The organism is Microbacterium sp. TNHR37B (assembly GCF_001620065.1).
Lineage (GTDB): Bacteria > Actinomycetota > Actinomycetes > Actinomycetales > Microbacteriaceae > Microbacterium.
Genome location: NZ_LQGV01000001.1, coordinates 58,062 through 76,540, shown reverse-complemented (window position 1 = coordinate 76,540; position 18,479 = coordinate 58,062). Strand labels below are relative to the sequence as shown.

Genomic DNA, 18,479 nt, shown 5'->3' with positions numbered 1-18,479 from the left:
GGTCAAGCTGGTCGGCAGTGACCCGCTATCGCGTCGCCGTGAGGTGGATCACACCGCTCTCGGCGACCTCGGTCGCCACGCGGTGCGTCTGATCGAGGCCGCGCAGGTCGTCCCAGAGGCGATGTCCTCGGCCGAGGAAGACCGGCGTGATCATGAGGTGCAGGTCGTCGACGAGCTCCGCGCGCAGGAACTCCCTCGCGGTGCGGTATCCGCCGCCGATGCGAACGTCGAGCCGGCCGGCGGCCTCTCTGGCCTCCGCGAGCACGTCCTGGATCGGGGCGGCTCGAAAATGGAACGTCGTGCCGCCGTCCATCGACAGCGATGTGCGGGGAGCCGTGTGGGTGAGCACGTAGACGGGGGTGCCGAACGGAGGTCTCTCTCCCCACCAGCCCCGCCAGTCGGGATCGTCGGGATGGGAATGGAGCCCGAACATGCCGGCGCCCATGATCTCGGCGCCGATCCCCTCGAAGAACGCGGCCCCGTACCGGTCGTCGATGCCCGTCGTCCCCTCGCCGCTGGCGTCACCGAAGACCCTCTCGCGGAACGTGCGGGTCGCGACGTATGCGGACGTGAGACGACCCCAGTCCTCCCCCATCGGCGCGTCGGGCGTCGGATCGGACGGCACATACCCGTCGAGCGAGGTGAACAGGTCCATGCGCACACGCGTCATCTCAGCGTTCCTCCGACTCGTGAGGGCGGTGACTGTCCGCCGGGGTGCCGGCGATCGGGCACCGAGCACAACCTACTCCGGGCCGCGGTCGCGCGGGAGTCTCACTCTCCCCGCTCCGGTGCCGCGAGCACTCGCCAGAGCACGGGGCCGGTGAGGGCGACGCCACCTCGGATCAGCAGGAGGCCAAGCGCCAACAGCACGGCGATGGCCACGACGAACAGTGGTGCCACGGCGACGGCGATCGCGACGAGGATGAGAGTCACGGCGACGGCAGCCACGGCCGCACCGATCACCGCGATGTTCGCAGAGATCGCCACCCGCAGGCGACGCATCCGATCGATGCTCGCGCGGGGCATGCCGATGCGGTCGAGTGCCACGTAGAGTTCGCGATTCTCCAGAATCGCAGCGGTCTGCGTGATCGCCACTTGGCAGGCGACCACGACGAACGACAGTGCGACGAGCACGAGCAACATCGTGCGTGCGTCGGCGAACATCGACAGTTGGTCGTGTGTCATGATCTCTCGGCTGACGCTGCGACTGATGGTGTCGAGGTAGCCGAGCAGCGAGCCGGCCGGGATCAGGATGAACGTGGCGACTGCCAGCGTGGACACGGCACGCCACGCGGCGCGGGGATCGTCCTGGATTCCCCGCGCGGCGACCAGGCGCGCCGGATCCGACGTACTCGACGCCGTCATCCGCGCAACCAGGCTGACCAGGAACGGACCCACGACCCCGAGCACGGCCATCACGGCGATCACGACCGCGGTGAGGGCGCCGAGCAACACGACCACACCCCACCCCGGTGACATCAGCTGCGTCACCAGCACCGCAACGCCGAGAACCACCACGGCGATCACGACGCGCCAGATACTCAGGCGCGGCGCGTCTTGGCGCAGACGCACCCCCAGCGGAGACAGCACCACGCGCCGGAGGCCGAGCAACGCGCTCAGCCCCGCGATGGCAACGAGAGTCGGCGGGACGGTCACCCACACCCACCACGGCAACCACAGCTCCGACGGCCGCAACGGTTCGCCGTACACCGAGAGAGCGGCGAGCGCGAGGGGCAGAGAGGTGGAGAGAAGGGAGCCCAGCGCAACCCCCACCGTCGCGATGAGGGTGACCTCCGCGACGGCAAGACGGCGCACCCTCGCAGCGGTCAGCCCCAGCAGTCGCAGCGTGGCGAGCCGGTCGTCGCGGCTGCGGGCGGCGAGCCTCGCGGCGGCGCTCCCGAGCGTGATGAGCGGGACGACCAGGAGGGCGACGAGCCCGAACGCGAGCACCTGGTAGCCGACTTCCTCCGTCGGGACCGTCGCGTACGCGCGTGCGAGGATCCCCACCGCGAAGGTGAGCAGAGCCGTGAGCCCCGACGCGAGCACTTGCAGCGCAGTGATGACGGCCGCGCCTCGGTGTGGTCGGATCAGCAGGAAGAGGGGGCGAGCGTTCATGCGTCAGCCTCGATCCGTCCGTCGCGTAGCCGGATGATCCGGTCGCAGCGAGAGGCCACCCCGTGGTCATGCGTGACGAGCACCAAGGCTCGGTTCGCGTCGCGCCCCGTCGCCAGGAGCGCACTGAGCACCTCGTCGGCGGTGTGGGAGTCCAGCGCGCCGGTGGGCTCGTCGGCGAAGATCAGGCTCGACCCGCCGACGAGCGCCCGAGCGATCGCCACACGCTGGGCTTGGCCACCCGAGAGCTGACCGATGCGGCGCGCACCGAGCCCGGCCAGCCCGAGGCGCGCCAGTTCGGCGTCGGCCCGGTGACCGGCGTCGGCTCGCGAGGCTCCCGTGAGCAGGAGCGGCAGGGCGACGTTCTCCGCGGCGGTCAGCTCGGCCAGCAGCATCCCCTGCTGGAACACGAAACCGAAGCGCCGCAGCCGGAAGGACGAGCGTTCCGCGTCGGAGAGCGTCGCGAGGTCGTCGTGCCCGCTACCGTCGGGCCGGCTCAGGATCACGGTGCCGGTGTCGGCCGCGAGGATCCCCGCGAGCACGTGCAGGAGCGTGGACTTCCCCGAGCCGCTCGGCCCCATGATGGCCACGGACTCGCCCGGAGCGATCGTGACGTCGACGTCGACCAATGCGGGCGTCTGACCGAAGGACTTGCTGGCTCCCCGGGCCCGGAGAATCCATCCCGGGCGCTCTCCGGCGCCCGCGGTGTCATGGCGGGGAACGGTGGTCATGCGGGCCTCCCGACGGTCGGCGGTCGTGCGATACCGGCAAGGCTATGGACCGACGGCGGCCCGGGGACACCGCCCACAGGCCGAAGTCCGAGCCCCCGGTACCACCCGCATCTCCACCCGCGGGTGGTGGTCACCGGCCGACCGTCTCGATACCGTCGAAAGGAGGAACCCCGAGCCTGGCACCGGCTCCGCCCGGGCGAATGGATCGCGACGGGGAGGCGGGAGGAACGATGACGCATGCCCGAGCGGTGCTCGACGATCCGATCCTGAGAGGTCCCGCGCTCGCGCGCTGGTTCCACGAGCGTCCGCGCATCGCCGACGCGCTCGTGATCCTGGCGTGCACCGCTCCCACCCTCGCCGCACTCCTGCTCACCTCGCCCGCGCACGCCTGGCTCGGCTACCTGTGCGCGTGCGCCGTGGCGACCGCATTCTGGTGGCGACGCACGGCGCCGTTCGCCGTGCTGCTGATCGTCGTCGCGCTCGCGACACTGAACCCGGTGTCGGCCCACGGGATGACGCCGGCGCTCCTGGAGAGCTTCTTCGCGCTGTTCACTCTGGCCGCCCACGCGCGGCTGCGAACGGTGGTCGTCGGCCTCGTGCTGAGTCACGCGGTCGTCGTCCTCACCACCGGGCTCGCCGTCGCGCTGGGCATGCGCGAGGACTGGCCGGCCCTGTTCCTCTCCCCCACCTCGCTCGCCGCCTGCGCGCTCGGCGTCGCCGTGCGAGCCGGCCGCGCGCGTCGTGCGGCGATCGAGGAGGTCGTCCAGCTCCGCGAGGAGCGCGCGGCGGCGGCCGAGCGCGCGCGGATCACAGCCGAGATGCACGACGTCGTCGCCCACTCCGTGACGGTCATGGTCGCCCTGGCGGGCGGCGCCGCGGCCGCCTGGGAGAAGCACCCCGAACGCGCCCGCAGCGCGCTCGACCAGCTCGGGACGGTCGGGGCCCGCGCCCTCGAGGAGATGCAGCGCATCCTACGGGTCCTCCGCCAGCACGACGCCGGCCTGGATCGAGACCTGGAGTCTTCCGGATACAACCTGCCCTCCCTCGAGGAGCTCGTGGACGTCTTCGGGGCGGCCGGGCTGCCGGTGGCGCTCGTCACGGACGATGAGGACGTGCGCGAGAACGTGCTGAGCGATCCGGCGCTGCGGACGACGGTGTACCGGGTGGTCCAGGAGTCCCTCACCAATGCCCTCCGTCACGCCCATGACGCCACCTACGTGGAGGTGCGGCTGTCTACCGACGGCGGCCAGGTGATCGTCTCGGTGACCGACAACGGCAACGGCGCGCTCACGCCGCGGAGCGTCGGCGCCGGCGTCGGGCTCCGCGCCATGCGCGAACGCGCTGCGGCGTTCGGGGGCGATTTCGCCGCGGGTCCCATCCCCCGTCGAGAAGACGCTCCTGGCAACGGATGGCGCACGCGTGTGTCGATCCCCCTGCGACAGGACGCCGCATGACGGAATCCGGCAGCAACGACGGGCGACTCGACACGATCCGCGTCGTGGTCGTGGACGACCAGCCGCTGGAACGCACCGGCAACGCCCTCATCCTCGACTCCGACGACGAGATCGAGGTGGTCGCCGAAGCGGGAAACGGCGTGGATGCCATCGCCGCCGTCGCTCGTACTCGTCCCGACGTCGTGCTGATGGATGTCCGCATGCCTGTGATGGACGGTCTGACCGCGACCGGGGTCATCGCCGAGCGACACCCCGGGGCGCGCGTCATCGTCCTCACCACGTTCGATCTCGACGAGTACGCGTTCGGTGCTCTCCGGGTCGGCGCCAGCGCCTTCCTGCTCAAGAGCACGAAGCCGGCGGCCCTGATCGACGCGGTGAAGACCGTCGCCTCCGGGTCCGCCGTCGCGGCACCCCGGCTGACGTCGAAGCTCATCGAGCACTATCTGCAGCGGTCGCCGACTCGGGCGGAGGACGCGGAGGCGGTGCTCGACATCCTCAGCCCCCGCGAGCGGGACGTCTTCGCCGCGATCGTGAGGGGGCTCAGCAACGCGGAGATCGGCGACGCGCTGGTGCTCGCTCCTTCGACGGTCAAGTCCCACGTCAACGCGATCTTCGCGAAGCTCGCCCTCCGAGACCGCGTGCAGGCCGTCATCCTCGGGTACGAGCTCGGGCTCGCCACCCGCGCCTGACCCGCACGTTTGCGCTCAGATACCCTCAGGGGTATCTTTGCTATACCCCTAGGGGTTTACGAGAAGAGGAGGGGCCATGTGCAGCAGGGTGACGTGCACGGAGTGCGGCAAGGCGGCGTGGACGGGGTGCGGTCAGCACGTCGACGAGGCGCTGCGCGGTGTTCCCGACGAGGAGCGCTGCCCCGGGCATGACCGGGCGGACGATCACGCAGAGGTCCGGCACGGCGCTGGCCAGGAGGTCGCGCGATGAGGATCGTGATCGTCGGAGGCGTCGCCGGAGGGATGAGCTGCGCCGCTCGCGCACGCCGACTCGACGAGAGCGCCGAGATCGTGGTGCTCGAGCGCGGCGCCCACGTCTCGTTCGCGAACTGCGGTCTCCCCTACTTCGTCGGGGGCGAGATCCCCGAGGAGCGATCGCTCCTGGTGCAGACTCCGCAGACCCTCCGTGCCGCCCTCGCTCTCGACGTTCGCACCGGCAGCGAGGTGACGGCCGTCGACACCGCCGCGAAGACCGTGTCGGTGCACACCGAGCACGGAGACGAAGAGCTCGCCTACGACGCACTGGTGCTCGCGCCCGGCGCCTCGGCGCTCCGTCCGCCGCTGCCGGGCATCGACTCCCCGCGCGTGCGCACGCTGCGCACGGTGGAAGATGCCATCGCCCTCCGCGAAGACGTGCTCGCGGGCGCCCAGCGGGCCGTCGTGCTGGGCGCGGGCTTCATCGGCGTCGAAGCCGCCGAGGCATTGGCGCAGCGCGGCCTGAACGTCTCGGTGGTCGAGCTCGCACCGCATCCGCTGCCCCCGCTGGAGACGGAGCTGGCGTGGCTCATCACGGAGGAGATGCGCAGCCTCGGGATGGAGGTCCACACGGGGATCGCCGCAGCGAGCGTCGAGCACGGAGAGGACGCCGACACGGTCGTGCTCGCCGACGGCACTCGGCTGCCCGCCGACATCATCGTGCTCTCCGTCGGCGTGCGTCCGGACACCGCCCCCTTCGCCGCCGCCGGGATCGCCTGCGAGCGCGGCGCGATCGTCGTGGATGCACACGGTCGCACGTCCGCTCCGGGGGTGTGGGCGGTGGGCGATGCGACCGTGTCGGTCGACGCCGTCACGGGCACCCGTCGCCCCGTCGCCCTTGCCGGGCCGGCCAACCGTGCCGGGCGCCTGATCGCCGACGACATCCTCCGCCCCGAGCGCGCGCGGCCCGTTCCCCACCCGATCGGCACGGTGATCGTTCGGGTCGGGGAGCTGACGGCGGCCCTCACCGGCGCGAACAGCGCCGCGCTCGACGAGGCGGACATCGACTACCGCACCCTTCATCTGCACCCCAACCAGCACGCGGGCTATTTCCCCGGCGCCGCCCCGGTGCATCTCCTGATCCAGATCCGCAGCGCCGACGGGCTTCTGCTCGGCGCGCAGGCCGTCGGCGCCGAGGGCGTCGACAAGCGGATCGACGTGCTGGCGACGGCGATCCGCGCGGGAATGCGCGTCGACGACCTCATCGATCTCGATCTCGCCTACTCGCCGCCCTACGGACAGGCGAAGGACCCCGTGAACCTCGTCGGCATGGTCGGCGAGAACGTCCTCTCCGGCGCATTGCGACTGTGGTATCCGGAGGAGCTCGATGAGGTGCGGGAGGACACATTGATCCTCGACGTCCGCACCCGCGCCGAGTTCGACGCGGGCTTCATCCCGGACTCGCTCCACATCCCGCACACCGAGCTGCGAGAGCGCCTCGACGAGGTGCGGGACGCGGCGAGCGACCGCCCCGTGCGCGTCCTGTGCCAGTCGGGCGTGCGGTCGGCGATCGCGCACCGGGTGCTGATGCACGCCGGCATCGACTCCGCCTCGCTCTCCGGCGGCATGCTGACGCTGCGAGCCTGGCTCGGCGAACGACAGCGCGACGTCCTGGACCGCTCCGCTGTGCTCGCGACGGCGTAGCGACGCGGCACCGGACCCGTGACCGCGCACGACCACAATGAGGGACACCCCATCGACATCCGCTGCTCGCTCTGAAGGGACGCACCATGACCACCACTGACGCCGACGCGCACAAGCGCATCCTCAACCGCCTGCGCCGCGCCCGCGGCCAGCTCGACGCCGTCATCGCAGCCGTCGAAAACGAACGGCCCTGCCGCGAGATCGTGACTCAGCTTTCGGCGGTCTCCAGCGCGCTCGACCGCGCCGGTTTTACAATCGTCTCGACCGCGATGAAGGACTGCATCACCGACCCCGAGAGCGCTCGCGACGAACAGGGTCTGACGACCGAGGAGCTCGAGAAGCTCTTCCTCATGCTCGCCTGAGCACCAGTGAAGGAGAACCCATGTGCTACGCGGTCTCGTGCCGGAAGTGCGGCAAGACCACCTGGTCCGGATGCGGTCAGCACGTCGACCAGGTCATGCGCGGCGTGCCCGTGGCCCAGCGCTGCCCGGGACACGAGCGCGAGAAGGCCACGGGCCTGTTCGCCAAGCTCTTCGGGCGCTGAGCGCTGAGATGGCCCGTTCCCTTTCCCCGCAGGCTCTCGGAGAGACAGAACGGCGCGTGGTCGCTGCCTGGGCGGCGGACTGCGCCGAGCGCGTGCTCCCGCTGTTCGAGGCCGAGGCACCCGACGATGATCGCCCGCGCGACGCAATAGCCCGTAGCCGAGCCTTCGCGCGCGGTGAGCTCACCGCCGCCGGCGAGATCCAGCGCCGCCTCGTCGCCGGACGCGCCGCTCACAGCGCCACGAGCCCCGCCGGCATGGCAGCCGCCCGCGCCGCCGCCCAGGCCGCCGGCGTCGCGCACATGGGTGCGCATGCGCTGGGAGCTGCCGCCTACGCGGCGAAGGCGGTCGCGCTGGCCCGGCCGGACGACCCCGATGCGCGCCCGTCGGAGATCCGGTGGCAACTGTGCCAGGTCAGCCCGGAGGCGATGGCGGCGCTGCGCCGGCTCCCCCGCCTGGGCGAGGATTTGGCCGGGCCCCTGGGGAAGGGACTCCTCGCGGCAGGAGTGCTGGGCGAGACGATCCGCGAGATCCAGACAGCGCTGCGCGTGGACTGAGCCGCACCGTGGGGCCCACCGGCCGCCTGGATCGCGCGCGGTCGATCGGCGCTCCTCACCCCCATGCCGCGTCGAAGCGGGCGCGCAGATCCCGCAGTCGTTCCACCGGCTCGTTGGCGAACACGAGGCGCAGGTAGTCGTCGCCCGACGGACCCCAGCCGGGCATCGGGGTCGCGGCGACCTTTCCCCGGGTGAACAGCAGTTCCGAAGCGTCGGCGGGTGACAGTCCGATCTGCGTCGTGTCGATGAGGAGCGACCAGCCTCCGTCGGGAGAAACCACCGGCAGTCCCGCCAGCTGGGCCAGGATCACGTCACGTCGCCGTCGCCACGTGTCCACCGCACGCTGAACGTCGTCGTCGGCGTCGGGAGCGGAGAGCGCTGCCGCGACCGCCTCTTGAGCGAGGCCGACCTGACAGACGACATTGCTCAGTCCGACGAGGTTGATGTCGGAGAGGATGCGCTCGGGCCCGACGACCCACCCGACCCGCCAACCGATCATCCGGAGTTCCTTCGAGGCGGCGCCGACGGTGATCGTCCGCTCGGCGAGTCCGGGAACCTGTGCGGGATGAACGCGCTCGGCATCGTCGAACCGGATCCGCTCCATGGCGGCGTCGTAGATCAGCCAGGCAGGATGCCCGTCGAGCGCCTGCGCGAGAGCCTCCCAGTGCGGCCGGCTCAGCACCGACCCGGTGGGCATGGCGGGTGACATCATGAGCACCGCCGCGGTGCGCGTCGTGACCGCGGCGGCCAGTTCCTGCGGATCGATCTCCCACCCCCGAGCGGTCGGCGTGAGAGGCGCGAATCGCGGGACGCCACCCGCCAGCCGAACCCTGTTGACCAGACCCGCGTAGATGGGGTCGACCATCACGACCTCGTCGCCGGGCTCGACGATGGCGAGCAGGGTGTTGAGGATGCCGTTGAGGCCACCGGCCGTGATGACGCACTCGCGGACGGGATCGTACGTGCGCCCGGCCTGCCGGCCGACGTGCGCGGCCGCGGCTCGGCGGAGCGACACACCGCCCTGAAACGGCAGGTAGCTGTTCGCCTCGTCCTCATCGACCGCCGCTTTCGTCCGCTCTCGCGCAACCGCGGGCGGGCGAATGTCGGTGTCGAGGTTCTCGAGCCTCAGGATCTCGGGGTCGTTCGACCGGTCCGCCCGGTCGCCGACGTGGTCGACCCCGATGCCCGGAATGTGCTGCAGACGGCTGACGGTCATGAGGGCTCCTTTCACTCAGTTCATATCGTTCTGTTTATGGAACGATAGGCTATCCCCATGCCTCCGCGCTCCTCACACACGGCCCGCACGGAGCTCTCCGCGCTCTCCACGTCCGTAGGGCATCGGATCAGGGATCTGCGGACGGCACGCGGCGTCTCGCTGTCGGCGCTCGCCGCCACCACACAGCTGGGAAAGGGGACGCTCTCGGAGCTCGAGCGCGGGCGCCGCAATCCGACGCTCGACACGCTGTTCGCCATCGCGACCGCCCTGTCGGTGCCGCTCGGCGATCTGCTCGTCGCGGACGCCGCCGGGCCTGCGGAAGATCGGCACGCAGCGCCCGGTGCGCACGGACAGAACGTCGACGCGGAACTCCTGGGGCGATGGAGCGAGCCTGCCGAGATCGTCGAGGTCTATCGGATGGTCGTCCGTCGAGGACGGCGGGAGTCTCGGCGCCATCTTGTCGGCGTCATCGAGAGCATCACCGTCGTCGACGGCGAGATCGCCGTCGGGAGCACCGACGCGCCCGTTCGCCTCGTCGCCGGGCAGAGTCACACGTTTCCCGGCGATCGGGATCACGTCTACGAAGGGCGGGCCGAGCGCAGCAGCACGGTCCTCGTCATGCGCTACCCCGTGGGGACCGGCGAGGCGGACCCGAGCGGCGAGCGCAGCAGCTGATCCGCGGGGTGCGGCTGAGGACGCGCGGACGATCGCCTCAGGAGAGCCGAAGCTCGCGCAGCGACCGCCCGAGCCGGCGGACGATCTGCTCGAGGATCGGGCGCGGGGTGGCGAAGATGAGCCGGGCGAATCCCGCGCCGGCGGCCCCGCACATCGATCCCTCGGTCAGCGCGACGGATGCCTCGCGGGCGAAGAAATCCGCGGGCTCGTCTCCCACCCCGAGGTGTCGGAAGTCGACCCACCCGACATACGTTCCCTCGGGCTTCGGCATCCACGCATCCGGGATCTCTTCGGCGAGGAGGCTCAGGAGCGTGTCGCGGTTCTGCTCGAGGTACGGCACGAGGTCGGCGAGCCAGGCGTCACCCTCCCGGAACGCCACGGCGTTGGCGATCGCCCCGAGGTTGCTCGTGCCGTGACCGGCGAAGGGGCCGATCTCTTCCCACACGGCGCGGTCGCGATCGCTGGAGAGCACGAGTTCGGCGCACTTCAGCCCCGGCAGATTCCACGCCTTCGACGCACTCATCGCGGTGATCGTGTGCTCCGCCGCCGCCGGCGACACCGTGGCGTAGGGAATGTGCGTCGCGCCGGTGAAGACGAGCGGCGCCCAGATCTCGTCGGAGAAGACACGTCCGCCGTTGCGCTCGACCACCTCGGAGATCGCCAGGAGCTCGTCCCGGCGGAACACGCGCCCCACGGGGTTGTACGGGTTGCAGAGCAGGAGCAGGTTGCCGCCGTCGTCGAACGCACGCTGCAGCACCTCGAGGTCGAACTCGTACCGCCCGTCGCGCACGGCCAGGGGAACCTCGATCACCTCGCGCCCGCGCAGCGGCGGGACCGAGAGGAACGGCATGTAGGACGGCGTCGGCACGATGATCTTCGACCCCGGCGCCGCACAGTGCTCCATCGCCAGTTCCAGCGCCATGATCACGTCGGGCACCGGGAAGACATCGGACGCCGCGACCTGCCAGCCGTATCGCCGAGCGAGGAACTCGGCGGTCGCTTCCGAGAGGTCGACGGAGAGGCCGCGCGGCATGTACCCGAACGAACCGTCGTCGACCGCGCGGTGGAGCGCCGCGGTGATTCTCGGGTCGATGCCGAAGTCCATCTCGGCGACGAAGGCTCCCAGCGTGCCGTCGCCCGCCGCCCACTTCGTCGCGCCCGTCGATCGCAACTGCTCGATCGTGATGGCGTCGACGCGGCGCGCGAACTCGTTCATGTGTCGTCACTCCTCGGTTCGGGTGCGGAAGCCACGCCACCGGCGGGAACTCGCCCGGTCGGTGTCGCCCTTTGGAAGGTACCGAACGTGGGATCTACCGGGGCCGGCCGGCCGACCGGCCGGGCGCAGCGTGCGTCGCAAACCGCGGCGACCAATAGCATCGACGGATGGCTGGAAAGCGTCGTCTGTCCGAGCGCCTGCACCGCACGAGGTGGCTGGTGCCCGTGGTGGCGGTGGCTCTCGCGGCACTCTCCGCCGGGCTCGGCCAGGTGGCGCAGGCCCGCATTCTCGCGCAGCCCGACCACGCGATCACCTTCCTCGTCGACGACGGCCTTCCCCACGGGATCACGCAGGAGACGGTGGATGCCGCCGCGAAGGGTCGCGCTCTGAGCTACGAGCCGTTCACGATCCTGGTCGTCGAGCGGGAACTGACGTGGCGGGAATCCCAGCACGGCGAGTTCCCGCGGGGAGTCGACGTCATGCTCTCGGTGGGAATCGACGAGGACGACCCCGACCTCGTGCTCCCCGACGTCCCTCGCGCCTCCGTGGCGAAGCTCGCCTCGAACGACGACGGGAAGCCCAACTACGCGGCGGCATCCGACATCCGCGAGACCTACCTCAATAACCTGACACAGGGGCTGGGGCCGAGCGCGGTCGTGGGCGCGGCGATGACCGCGGCATCCCGAGCGTTCGACGGCGGCACCCGGTCGCCCGTCTTCTGGGTGTCGATCGCCGCGCTGCCGCTGCTCCTCGCGCTGCTGATGACAGTGCTCTGGGCCCGACATCTGTCCCGGGAGCGACGCCGGAAGAGGATCTTCTCCCACGCGCGACTGGAGCTCGCCCGGGTCGTGCTGGAGCTGGATCTTCTCGAAGCCCAGGTGCAGATCGCTGACGCCGAGCTGGGCCGCTCTTCCCGCGGCCGCGCGCGGACCGTCGCGACAGAGGTGAGGAAGCGACTCCACGCCGATTGGTCAGCGGTCCGCGACGAGAGCCTCCGACTCGCGCACGAGGAGCAAGTGCTCACTCGCGAGATCCTGGATCCTCGCGCGTCGGTGCACGAGCGAGGAGCACCCGAGAAGCCTCTGGAGCTGTCGCGTTTCGCCGCCCGTGCGGCCGCTCTTCGTCGGCGCGCGGATGCCCTGGTGGCCGCATCTTCACTTCGCGTCGGACATGGCACAGGCGGCACGGCTCTCGGACAGATCGCCCTGCCCACCACGCTCGCGATCGACGACATCCTGACGCACCGCGGCTTGATCTCCGACGGCGAGGTCGAGACTCTGAGCCGGCAACGAGGCGACCTCCTCGCCCTGGTTCGGGAGGCGGACACCGCGTTCGGGTCCGAGAGCGGCCCGGAGGTCGTCGTCCGCCATGCGGACCTGTTGGCCCGGTGGCGGCAGGCGGAAGCGCGACTGGTCGCGACGCTCACGAAGGTCGAGCGCCGATTGAAGAAGCGCGCGGGGAGTGCGCAGGCCGCTCGCGTCGCGGCCGGGCCGGGAGAGGAGCGAGTGCGCGCCCGGGTCCGCCTCGCCACGGGCGGCAAGACGGAGACCCTCGACGAGCTGCGCGCGTCGCTCGATCTCGCTCACCGCCGAACCCGGCCGCCGGTTCACCACGCCGAACGGGTCCTGATGCTGATCGAGGCCATCGAGGAGGCGAAGAGCGGCACACCCCCGACGCCGCTGCCCGCGAAGAGGGTGGACACGCTGGCGCCGGACTTCGTTCCTCTCGCCGTGATCGGGTTCCCCGTCATCATCGCTCTGATAGCGGGCTTCCTGGCGACGTCCGCCCGAGAAGCGGGCGACGCGACGTACGGACGCCCTCTCGTCGGCGACCGACCGCTGGCAGCGCTCGAGCTCGTGGGCGATCCGGCCCTTCTGCCGCCCTATGCAGACCCGACGTACGGCGAGCGGCACCCCGCGAACATCGAGACGCTGTCGGTCGACTTCGTACGGGAGGCGATGGCGTCGATCGCGAAGCGCTCCGACGCCGCACTGCTGCCGGAGGATCTCGAACTCGTCGTCGCGCTTCTCCCGATGGACGACTATCTCACCGTGCGCCCGCACGAGAGCTCTGAGCGTCGCGTGCAGTTCGACTACTTCGAGGTTATCGACGTCTATGCGCGCATCAAGAGCGAGGTGGCCTCGGCCTACCCGGACACCATCGATCCGGTAACTGGGGAGGTGAGCGAGGGCCACGCGATCCTCCCCCTCTGGGTGAGGGACGACGGCTCCTACGGCGTCGGTCTCCCCCTCACCGGAACGCTGAGCACGGGCACGAAGAGCAGGCTGGGGGCCTACCACTTCGTCGCGACCGAACCCCCGCTCTACAACCAACCCGGAAGCGACTCGCTGGTCCCCGCCGGTTGGCTCGTGGCGTCGAGACTGGCAGACCTCGGCAGAGAGATGGAGTACAACAACCTTCGGCTCGCCGGTGTCTCGCCGACCGCGCTCTACTGGACCGTCGCCCTCGCGACGTGGACCGGCGTGCAGGCGCTCGCGATGATCGCGTGGTCGCTCCTGCAGATCGTGCGCCGTGACGCCGGTTCGCGAAGAGCTCGCGCGCAGTTGCGCGCGCTCCGCGAAAGGCTGAACGCACTGGCGCTGGGCCTCGACCTGTCGAGACTGGATGCCATCGCCGTGCTCGGAAACGCCGATGGACACCGCGGGCAGGCAGCCGAAGCCGATCAGCAGCTCTACGAGACCGTCCTCTTCACCGCCTGGCGGGAAGTGCAGGCTCTGGAGGGACTCCCCCGCCGTGAACAGCGCGGACCGGAGTGGCGTGCCCGCGTGGAGCGCATGAGCGCCGTGATCGACTCGCTCACGGCACGCGAGGCTTCGGTGACCGAACGCGCCCTGACCTTCATCCGCTCGTACAGCTGAGGCGGGCTCGACCCGCCATGGCCCCGGCGATCGCGGGGTTCGCCGGGGCCGGGTCGCATAGGCTGGCAGGATGCCTCACTCTCGCACCCGCTTCTCGGGGCGGGGCGGGATGACCATGGTGGGCCTCGTCGCCTTCGCGCTCTTCTTCGTCCTGTACCTCTTCTTCAACCTGACGGCGGTCGGGCAGTCCCTGGAGAACGGGTGGGCGTGGACGTACGAGGTGTTCGACACCGTCGGCTACTGGCTCCGCCAGCACGACCTTCCGCCCCTCTCCTACGATCGCGCCACGATCATCGTGGGAACGCTCCTGGCCGTGGCCGTCGCGGCCGCGAGAAGGCAGTGGCGCGCGGCCGTCTGGGTTGCCGTGGCGATTCCGGGAGCGGTCCTGGCGTCCGAGGGATTCAAGAGGATCTTCGACCGTCCGCTGCTGGTGGATTCGCGTGACGACGCCGTCAGTTATCCGAGCGGCCACGCGGTCGTCGTGCTCGTGATCGCCGCAGCACTCCTCATCGTGGTGCCCCGGAGCTGGACGCGCTGGGTCGCGCCTGTCGTTGGGGTGTGGATGGCACTGGCCACCTCCGCCATCGTCGTGATCGGCAACCACCGCCCCAGCGAGATCATCGGCGCGGCGCTGCTCACCATCACGGTGATCACGTGGACCGGCGCTGTCGCGCACCTGGGGCTCCGGAAGCCGCCGGCGTCCGCGGCGCGACCCGATGAGGTGCCCGACGATTCCACCGACGCCGCCCCGCCGCGCGCGTGGATGCTTCCCGCCCTGGTCGTCTTGGTCGTTGCTGCCGGCATCGTCGCCGCGTGGGGAGCCCTGCCCTGGGTCACCGCCATCGACGGCATCGCGGGAGCCGCGGCGTCACTGCTCGTCCTCCGCGTGGTGTTCGTCGTGCGGTCATGGGTGGGCGATCTCCAGCGGGGTTCGTCCGGGGACGTCGACGAGACGGCCACGGGAACGGTGGCCGCGGGCGCCCGCTGATCTGCACGAGAGGCACGGGCATTCGCGGACGACGCGAGCATCCGTGCATCGTGCCTCGGCGTGGCCGTGTTCAGCGTCATCGACAGGTACGCGGCATATCCTGCACGGCGGCGAACCTCACCCGATGTGAGCGCGATCAGGCAGGGTCATCCCGACCGACTGAGACGAGAGAACCGTTGCCTGTCCGACTCCACTCCCGCCTCGTCGCGCGCGCCTCCACCGACCGGAGGCATGTGACCCGCGCCCTTGTGCACGAACTCACGAAGCGCGCTCAGCTCGGGCAGATCCACCCACAGCCGGATGCTCCCGGTCCTCGCTCCGGCACCGTTCACGATGGCGGCGCCGCCGATCTGGGTGAGGAGGGGGCGGATCTCGGCCGCGATACGGGCGGACAAGTACCCCACGCCACGACCGTTGGAGAACACGGCAACGTCAACGGCGTCTCGCTCGCCTCTCAGAACGTAGGCGCGGCGCTCCCGCCCGTGTCGCTCACGATCGTTCACGAGGTAGTGAGTCCGCTCGAGGACGACCGCTCGCGAGGGCAGGCCCCGAAGATCGGGAAGGTCATCGTGGCGGCTGACCCGTCCCACGAAGATATGAAGGAGTTGCTCCCACCACGCGGGCATGCGCGCTCCTCTCGACGTGTATCCGTCACGGAGACTGAAGCACACTCCCACTCTCTCACGCCCTTCTGTGGGAGCGCTGAGCGGGGTCCACCGGGACCCCGGCCCACTGTGCCTACGTGATCGGGTATTGCCGATCTCCGCTTTCCTCCGTCGATCAGGCGTAGGGTGAGCAACATGTGGACAGTCCTTCTCATCTTGCTCGTGGCATGGGTGGTGCTGTCGATCGTGGGATTCGTGTTCGAGGGCCTGCTCTGGTTGGCCATCATCGGAATCGTGCTCTTCGTCGGCACCCTCATCTTCGGGATCCTCCGGCAACGCGCGAAGCGCACCAAGGCGTAATCCACCCGTCCGGCTGGTCGAACGCGGGTCGCTGTCCGCGGGTCAGGATCGCGGACTTTGCGCGCCGCCCAACGGCTGGTCGGATGTGGGCTCCTCCCCCGCGCTCGATCCGGCAGCACTTCGCAGTCGCAGGGCACCAGGGCGAACAGTGACTCGCACTCGACTGACGCGACCGAAGCTGTCACCGTCGAGCTCCATGACATGCGGGGTATCGAATCGCGCCTCGAACTGGCGTCCTTGGACGTAGGCGAGTGAATGAAGGTCCGGGACTCCCTGGAGCAGTCTCCGGCTGACCCGGGATCGGCGGGCGATGCCTTGCAGGGTGAGGCGTGTCCCGATCCGCGCCCATCCGAGACGCCCGCTCGGGCGCATCATGACCACGTCCAGCAAGCCATCGTCGATCACCGCGGCCGGGATCAGGAGCATGTTCCCCGTCAGCGTTCCGCAGTTGCCGACGATGACGGTGTGCGCGCGAGTGGACCTCACCCTTCCCTGATCGACGCGGTAGTCGAGGTGGAAGAGCTTGTTCGCGATGACAGACCGGGCGATCGGCGTGACGTAGGCGAACCAGCCGAGATGCCGTTTCGCCACCGTGTTCGTCTTCTCCGCCATCTCGGCGTCCAGCCCGATGCCGGCCATGACCATGAACGCGCGCGTGCTCCGGGCACCGGCCTCGTCCTCGAGCTCCGCCACCCCCACATCCACTCTCCGGTCCTCGCCCGAGAACGCTGCAGCCACGCAGGCGGGAATGTCATTGAGGGCCGCACCGACGTCGCGGGCGAGGAGGTTCCCGGTGCCCAGGGGCACGAGTGCGATCGGGACCCCGCTTCCCTGCATCACGTCGGCGACGGCGCGGACCGTGCCGTCGCCCCCGGCGACCATCACGACATCCGGAGACGTCGCGAGAGCATCCGCGGCGGCGGCCAGCCCCGCGTCGTCACTGCTGGTCTCGAACCAGCACGTCTCAACCCATCCGTGTCGGCTCTCGTGCTCCGCGACGACCCGGCGAAGACGGTCCAGAGGGGTCTTCGCCGGATGGTAGACGACTGCGGCGCGCTTGCGCCCCATCGCGGGCGGACCCGATGCGGTCATCGACCGATGAGGACGAGGGACCGGCGACGGTTGGACCGCTAGTCTGCGCGCCGTCATCCGCCGGTTGGCTGACCGACCGTGCTTCCCCGCCTCGGCCCGTCATCCTCGGACGTGAGGAACGTCACCGAGCCCGCGAGAGCCGTCACAGAAGCCGCCCTGGCCTGCTCGACAACAGCCGCATCCCGGAAGCGCCCCGCCGCCGCGTCCCGTGTGGCGCGGACACCCGCACTGATCTCCGCGAGCCGGTCAGCGAGCACGCTCCCGAGTCCGTCGCGCAGCTCTTCGAGATTCGTGTTCGCGATCTCCAGCCGACGGTCCGAGATCGCCACCTCGACGGCCGGGTAGCCCGCACTCGCCAGACGAGCTCGAGTCTCGCTGCCGAGGATCTGCTCAATCTCGTCCCGTTCGGGTCGACGGGTGAACACCGCCTCCACCGTGTAACGGTCGGGGGCTTCATCTGTCATCAGGGCAGCAGGCAACGAACCCACCAGCACCGATCCCAGGCCCAGCGTCGCGGTGTCTCCACCACTCGTTCGTGTCTGTGTCTCCATGACCTGACGGTACGCCTCGAAGATGTGCGCCTCACAGGTTCGCCAGAACCGATCAGGGCTGTACGCACCGACCACGGATGATTGAATCACGTCACCGCATGGCGACATGGGTCGCCGCGCATCGACCCCGTGCGCGGACGTCCGTGCAACCGCAGAACCACGAGGGCCATCCCGCACGTGCAGGGTGAACTCAAACACAGGGCCTCCTGCGCGGGCAGCAGAGTCTCGCCGCCGACGCGAGGCGCCTCCTACTCTTGCGTGATGACCGTACTCCGGCAGGCCGTCCCGGAGGACGATCGCGCACTCGCAGAGATCTCGTTCGAGTGCTGGGCGGAGTCCAACGACCCCGGCGATCTCTGGGCACAGGAGCGTCCACTCTTCGGACCACCCACCCAGCGAAGACGGCTTGATCACCGAGCTCGACGACCACTTCGCACTGCACGTCGCCGTTCGCGAAGAGGACGCCGATAGCGCAGCAACAGAGGCGCTGAAGGCAGCGTTCACGAGCGACCAGGTGCGCGCGGTCATCGAAGCGAGCGGCACCATCGACGTCGCGTTCTGAGCCCGCGCGTGGCCAAGTCTCTGCGTCCGGCGCTCCTCATGACCGGTCGAGTGCCTCCGCTATGAGCTGGACCCTTGCGCGGCGCGCAACGCCCGCCGTCGCCGACGCTGTGCACGCTGTCGCTTGACCTGTACCGCCGCGATGAGGCCTGCTGCGATGAGCACGGGATGAAGAGGGCAACGATCCAAAGTCAGCCGATCGGGTAGCCGTCCTCACCCGCTGTCCAGATGACTCCCGTCGGGTCTTTCTCGAAGGCGGCGATGAAGATCGTCAGTTAGCTCGCCAGCAGAGGGACGAGTGTCATGTAAGCGAT

General features: G+C 70.0%; 20 protein-coding genes. 12 read left to right on the top strand and 8 right to left on the bottom strand.

What is annotated here, in order from left to right:
- Positions 1–25: 25 nt before the first annotated feature.
- From AVP41_RS00365 to AVP41_RS00355, 3 genes are all read right to left on the bottom strand, one after another.
- The gene (locus AVP41_RS00365; RefSeq protein WP_067159161.1) at positions 26–670 is read right to left on the bottom strand and encodes a dihydrofolate reductase family protein; all 645 of its coding nucleotides are present in this window, start codon (positions 668–670) and stop codon (positions 26–28) included.
- Between the two features lie 101 nt (positions 671–771).
- Complete coding sequence (locus AVP41_RS00360; RefSeq protein WP_067159158.1) at positions 772–2,115, bottom strand: FtsX-like permease family protein; 1,344 nt, start codon at positions 2,113–2,115, stop codon at positions 772–774.
- A complete protein-coding gene (locus AVP41_RS00355) occupies positions 2,112–2,843 on the bottom strand; it encodes an ABC transporter ATP-binding protein (protein ID WP_067159155.1) in 732 nt (243 codons plus the stop codon). Before AVP41_RS00355 ends, AVP41_RS00360 begins: the two co-directional genes overlap by 4 nt.
- 230 nt (positions 2,844–3,073) lie before the next feature.
- Between AVP41_RS00355 and AVP41_RS00350 the strand changes: the two genes are divergently transcribed.
- From AVP41_RS00350 to AVP41_RS00330, 7 genes are all read left to right on the top strand, one after another.
- Complete coding sequence (locus AVP41_RS00350) at positions 3,074–4,297, top strand: sensor histidine kinase (protein WP_197464228.1); 1,224 nt, start codon at positions 3,074–3,076, stop codon at positions 4,295–4,297.
- Positions 4,294–4,986 carry a response regulator transcription factor gene (locus tag AVP41_RS00345; RefSeq protein WP_067159149.1) on the top strand — a complete coding sequence of 231 codons (693 nt, stop codon included), beginning with the start codon at positions 4,294–4,296 and terminating at the stop codon, positions 4,984–4,986. The genes AVP41_RS00350 and AVP41_RS00345 overlap by 4 nt, the downstream gene beginning before the upstream one ends.
- A 76-nt stretch (positions 4,987–5,062) precedes the next feature.
- On the top strand, positions 5,063–5,236 hold the full coding sequence (locus tag AVP41_RS16765) for a hypothetical protein (RefSeq protein ID WP_197464227.1): 174 nt from the start codon (positions 5,063–5,065) through the stop codon (positions 5,234–5,236).
- A complete protein-coding gene (locus tag AVP41_RS00340) occupies positions 5,233–6,924 on the top strand; it encodes an FAD-dependent oxidoreductase (RefSeq protein WP_067159146.1) in 1,692 nt (563 codons plus the stop codon). The genes AVP41_RS16765 and AVP41_RS00340 overlap by 4 nt, the downstream gene beginning before the upstream one ends.
- Before the next feature lie 86 nt (positions 6,925–7,010).
- The gene (locus AVP41_RS00335; protein WP_067159144.1) at positions 7,011–7,286 is read left to right on the top strand and encodes a metal-sensitive transcriptional regulator; all 276 of its coding nucleotides are present in this window, start codon (positions 7,011–7,013) and stop codon (positions 7,284–7,286) included.
- A 20-nt stretch (positions 7,287–7,306) separates the two neighbouring features.
- The gene (locus tag AVP41_RS16760; RefSeq protein ID WP_197464226.1) at positions 7,307–7,468 is read left to right on the top strand and encodes a hypothetical protein; all 162 of its coding nucleotides are present in this window, start codon (positions 7,307–7,309) and stop codon (positions 7,466–7,468) included.
- Positions 7,469–7,476: 8 nt separating this feature from the next.
- A complete protein-coding gene (locus AVP41_RS00330) occupies positions 7,477–8,022 on the top strand; it encodes a putative immunity protein (RefSeq protein ID WP_067159141.1) in 546 nt (181 codons plus the stop codon).
- Between the two features lie 55 nt (positions 8,023–8,077).
- Here AVP41_RS00330 and AVP41_RS00325 read toward each other — a convergent pair whose 3' ends face one another.
- On the bottom strand, positions 8,078–9,238 hold the full coding sequence (locus AVP41_RS00325) for a pyridoxal phosphate-dependent aminotransferase (protein WP_067159138.1): 1,161 nt from the start codon (positions 9,236–9,238) through the stop codon (positions 8,078–8,080).
- Between the two features lie 57 nt (positions 9,239–9,295).
- On the opposite strand from AVP41_RS00325, the gene AVP41_RS00320 reads away from it, so the two are divergent.
- Positions 9,296–9,913: a helix-turn-helix domain-containing protein gene (locus AVP41_RS00320; protein WP_067159136.1), complete on the top strand. Its 618-nt coding sequence runs from the start codon at positions 9,296–9,298 to the stop codon at positions 9,911–9,913.
- A 37-nt stretch (positions 9,914–9,950) separates the two neighbouring features.
- Here AVP41_RS00320 and AVP41_RS00315 read toward each other — a convergent pair whose 3' ends face one another.
- Positions 9,951–11,129, bottom strand: coding sequence for a MalY/PatB family protein (locus AVP41_RS00315; protein WP_067159133.1), 1,179 nt, complete (start codon positions 11,127–11,129; stop codon positions 9,951–9,953).
- 167 nt (positions 11,130–11,296) lie between these two features.
- Here AVP41_RS00315 and AVP41_RS00310 point away from each other — a divergent pair, with 167 nt between their 5' ends.
- Positions 11,297–14,008, top strand: a complete 2,712-nt coding sequence (locus AVP41_RS00310; RefSeq protein ID WP_067159130.1) for a hypothetical protein — start codon at positions 11,297–11,299, stop codon at positions 14,006–14,008.
- Positions 14,009–14,078: 70 nt separating this feature from the next.
- Positions 14,079–14,996, top strand: a complete 918-nt coding sequence (locus tag AVP41_RS00305) for a phosphatase PAP2 family protein (RefSeq protein WP_157532347.1) — start codon at positions 14,079–14,081, stop codon at positions 14,994–14,996.
- Between the two features lie 146 nt (positions 14,997–15,142).
- Here AVP41_RS00305 and AVP41_RS00300 read toward each other — a convergent pair whose 3' ends face one another.
- Positions 15,143–15,622: a hypothetical protein gene (locus AVP41_RS00300; protein WP_231902632.1), complete on the bottom strand. Its 480-nt coding sequence runs from the start codon at positions 15,620–15,622 to the stop codon at positions 15,143–15,145.
- Positions 15,623–15,796: 174 nt separating this feature from the next.
- On the opposite strand from AVP41_RS00300, the gene AVP41_RS16510 reads away from it, so the two are divergent.
- Positions 15,797–15,961: a hypothetical protein gene (locus tag AVP41_RS16510; RefSeq protein WP_157532346.1), complete on the top strand. Its 165-nt coding sequence runs from the start codon at positions 15,797–15,799 to the stop codon at positions 15,959–15,961.
- A 42-nt stretch (positions 15,962–16,003) separates the two neighbouring features.
- On the opposite strand, the gene AVP41_RS00295 is transcribed toward AVP41_RS16510, so the two are convergent.
- Both AVP41_RS00295 and AVP41_RS00290 read right to left on the bottom strand, forming a co-directional pair.
- Positions 16,004–17,053 carry a diacylglycerol/lipid kinase family protein gene (locus AVP41_RS00295; RefSeq protein ID WP_197464225.1) on the bottom strand — a complete coding sequence of 350 codons (1,050 nt, stop codon included), beginning with the start codon at positions 17,051–17,053 and terminating at the stop codon, positions 16,004–16,006.
- Between the two features lie 53 nt (positions 17,054–17,106).
- Positions 17,107–17,604, bottom strand: coding sequence for a hypothetical protein (locus AVP41_RS00290; RefSeq protein WP_231902631.1), 498 nt, complete (start codon positions 17,602–17,604; stop codon positions 17,107–17,109).
- A 406-nt stretch (positions 17,605–18,010) separates the two neighbouring features.
- Here AVP41_RS00290 and AVP41_RS16505 point away from each other — a divergent pair, with 406 nt between their 5' ends.
- The gene (locus AVP41_RS16505; RefSeq protein WP_157532345.1) at positions 18,011–18,166 is read left to right on the top strand and encodes a hypothetical protein; all 156 of its coding nucleotides are present in this window, start codon (positions 18,011–18,013) and stop codon (positions 18,164–18,166) included.
- Positions 18,167–18,479 lie beyond the last annotated feature (313 nt).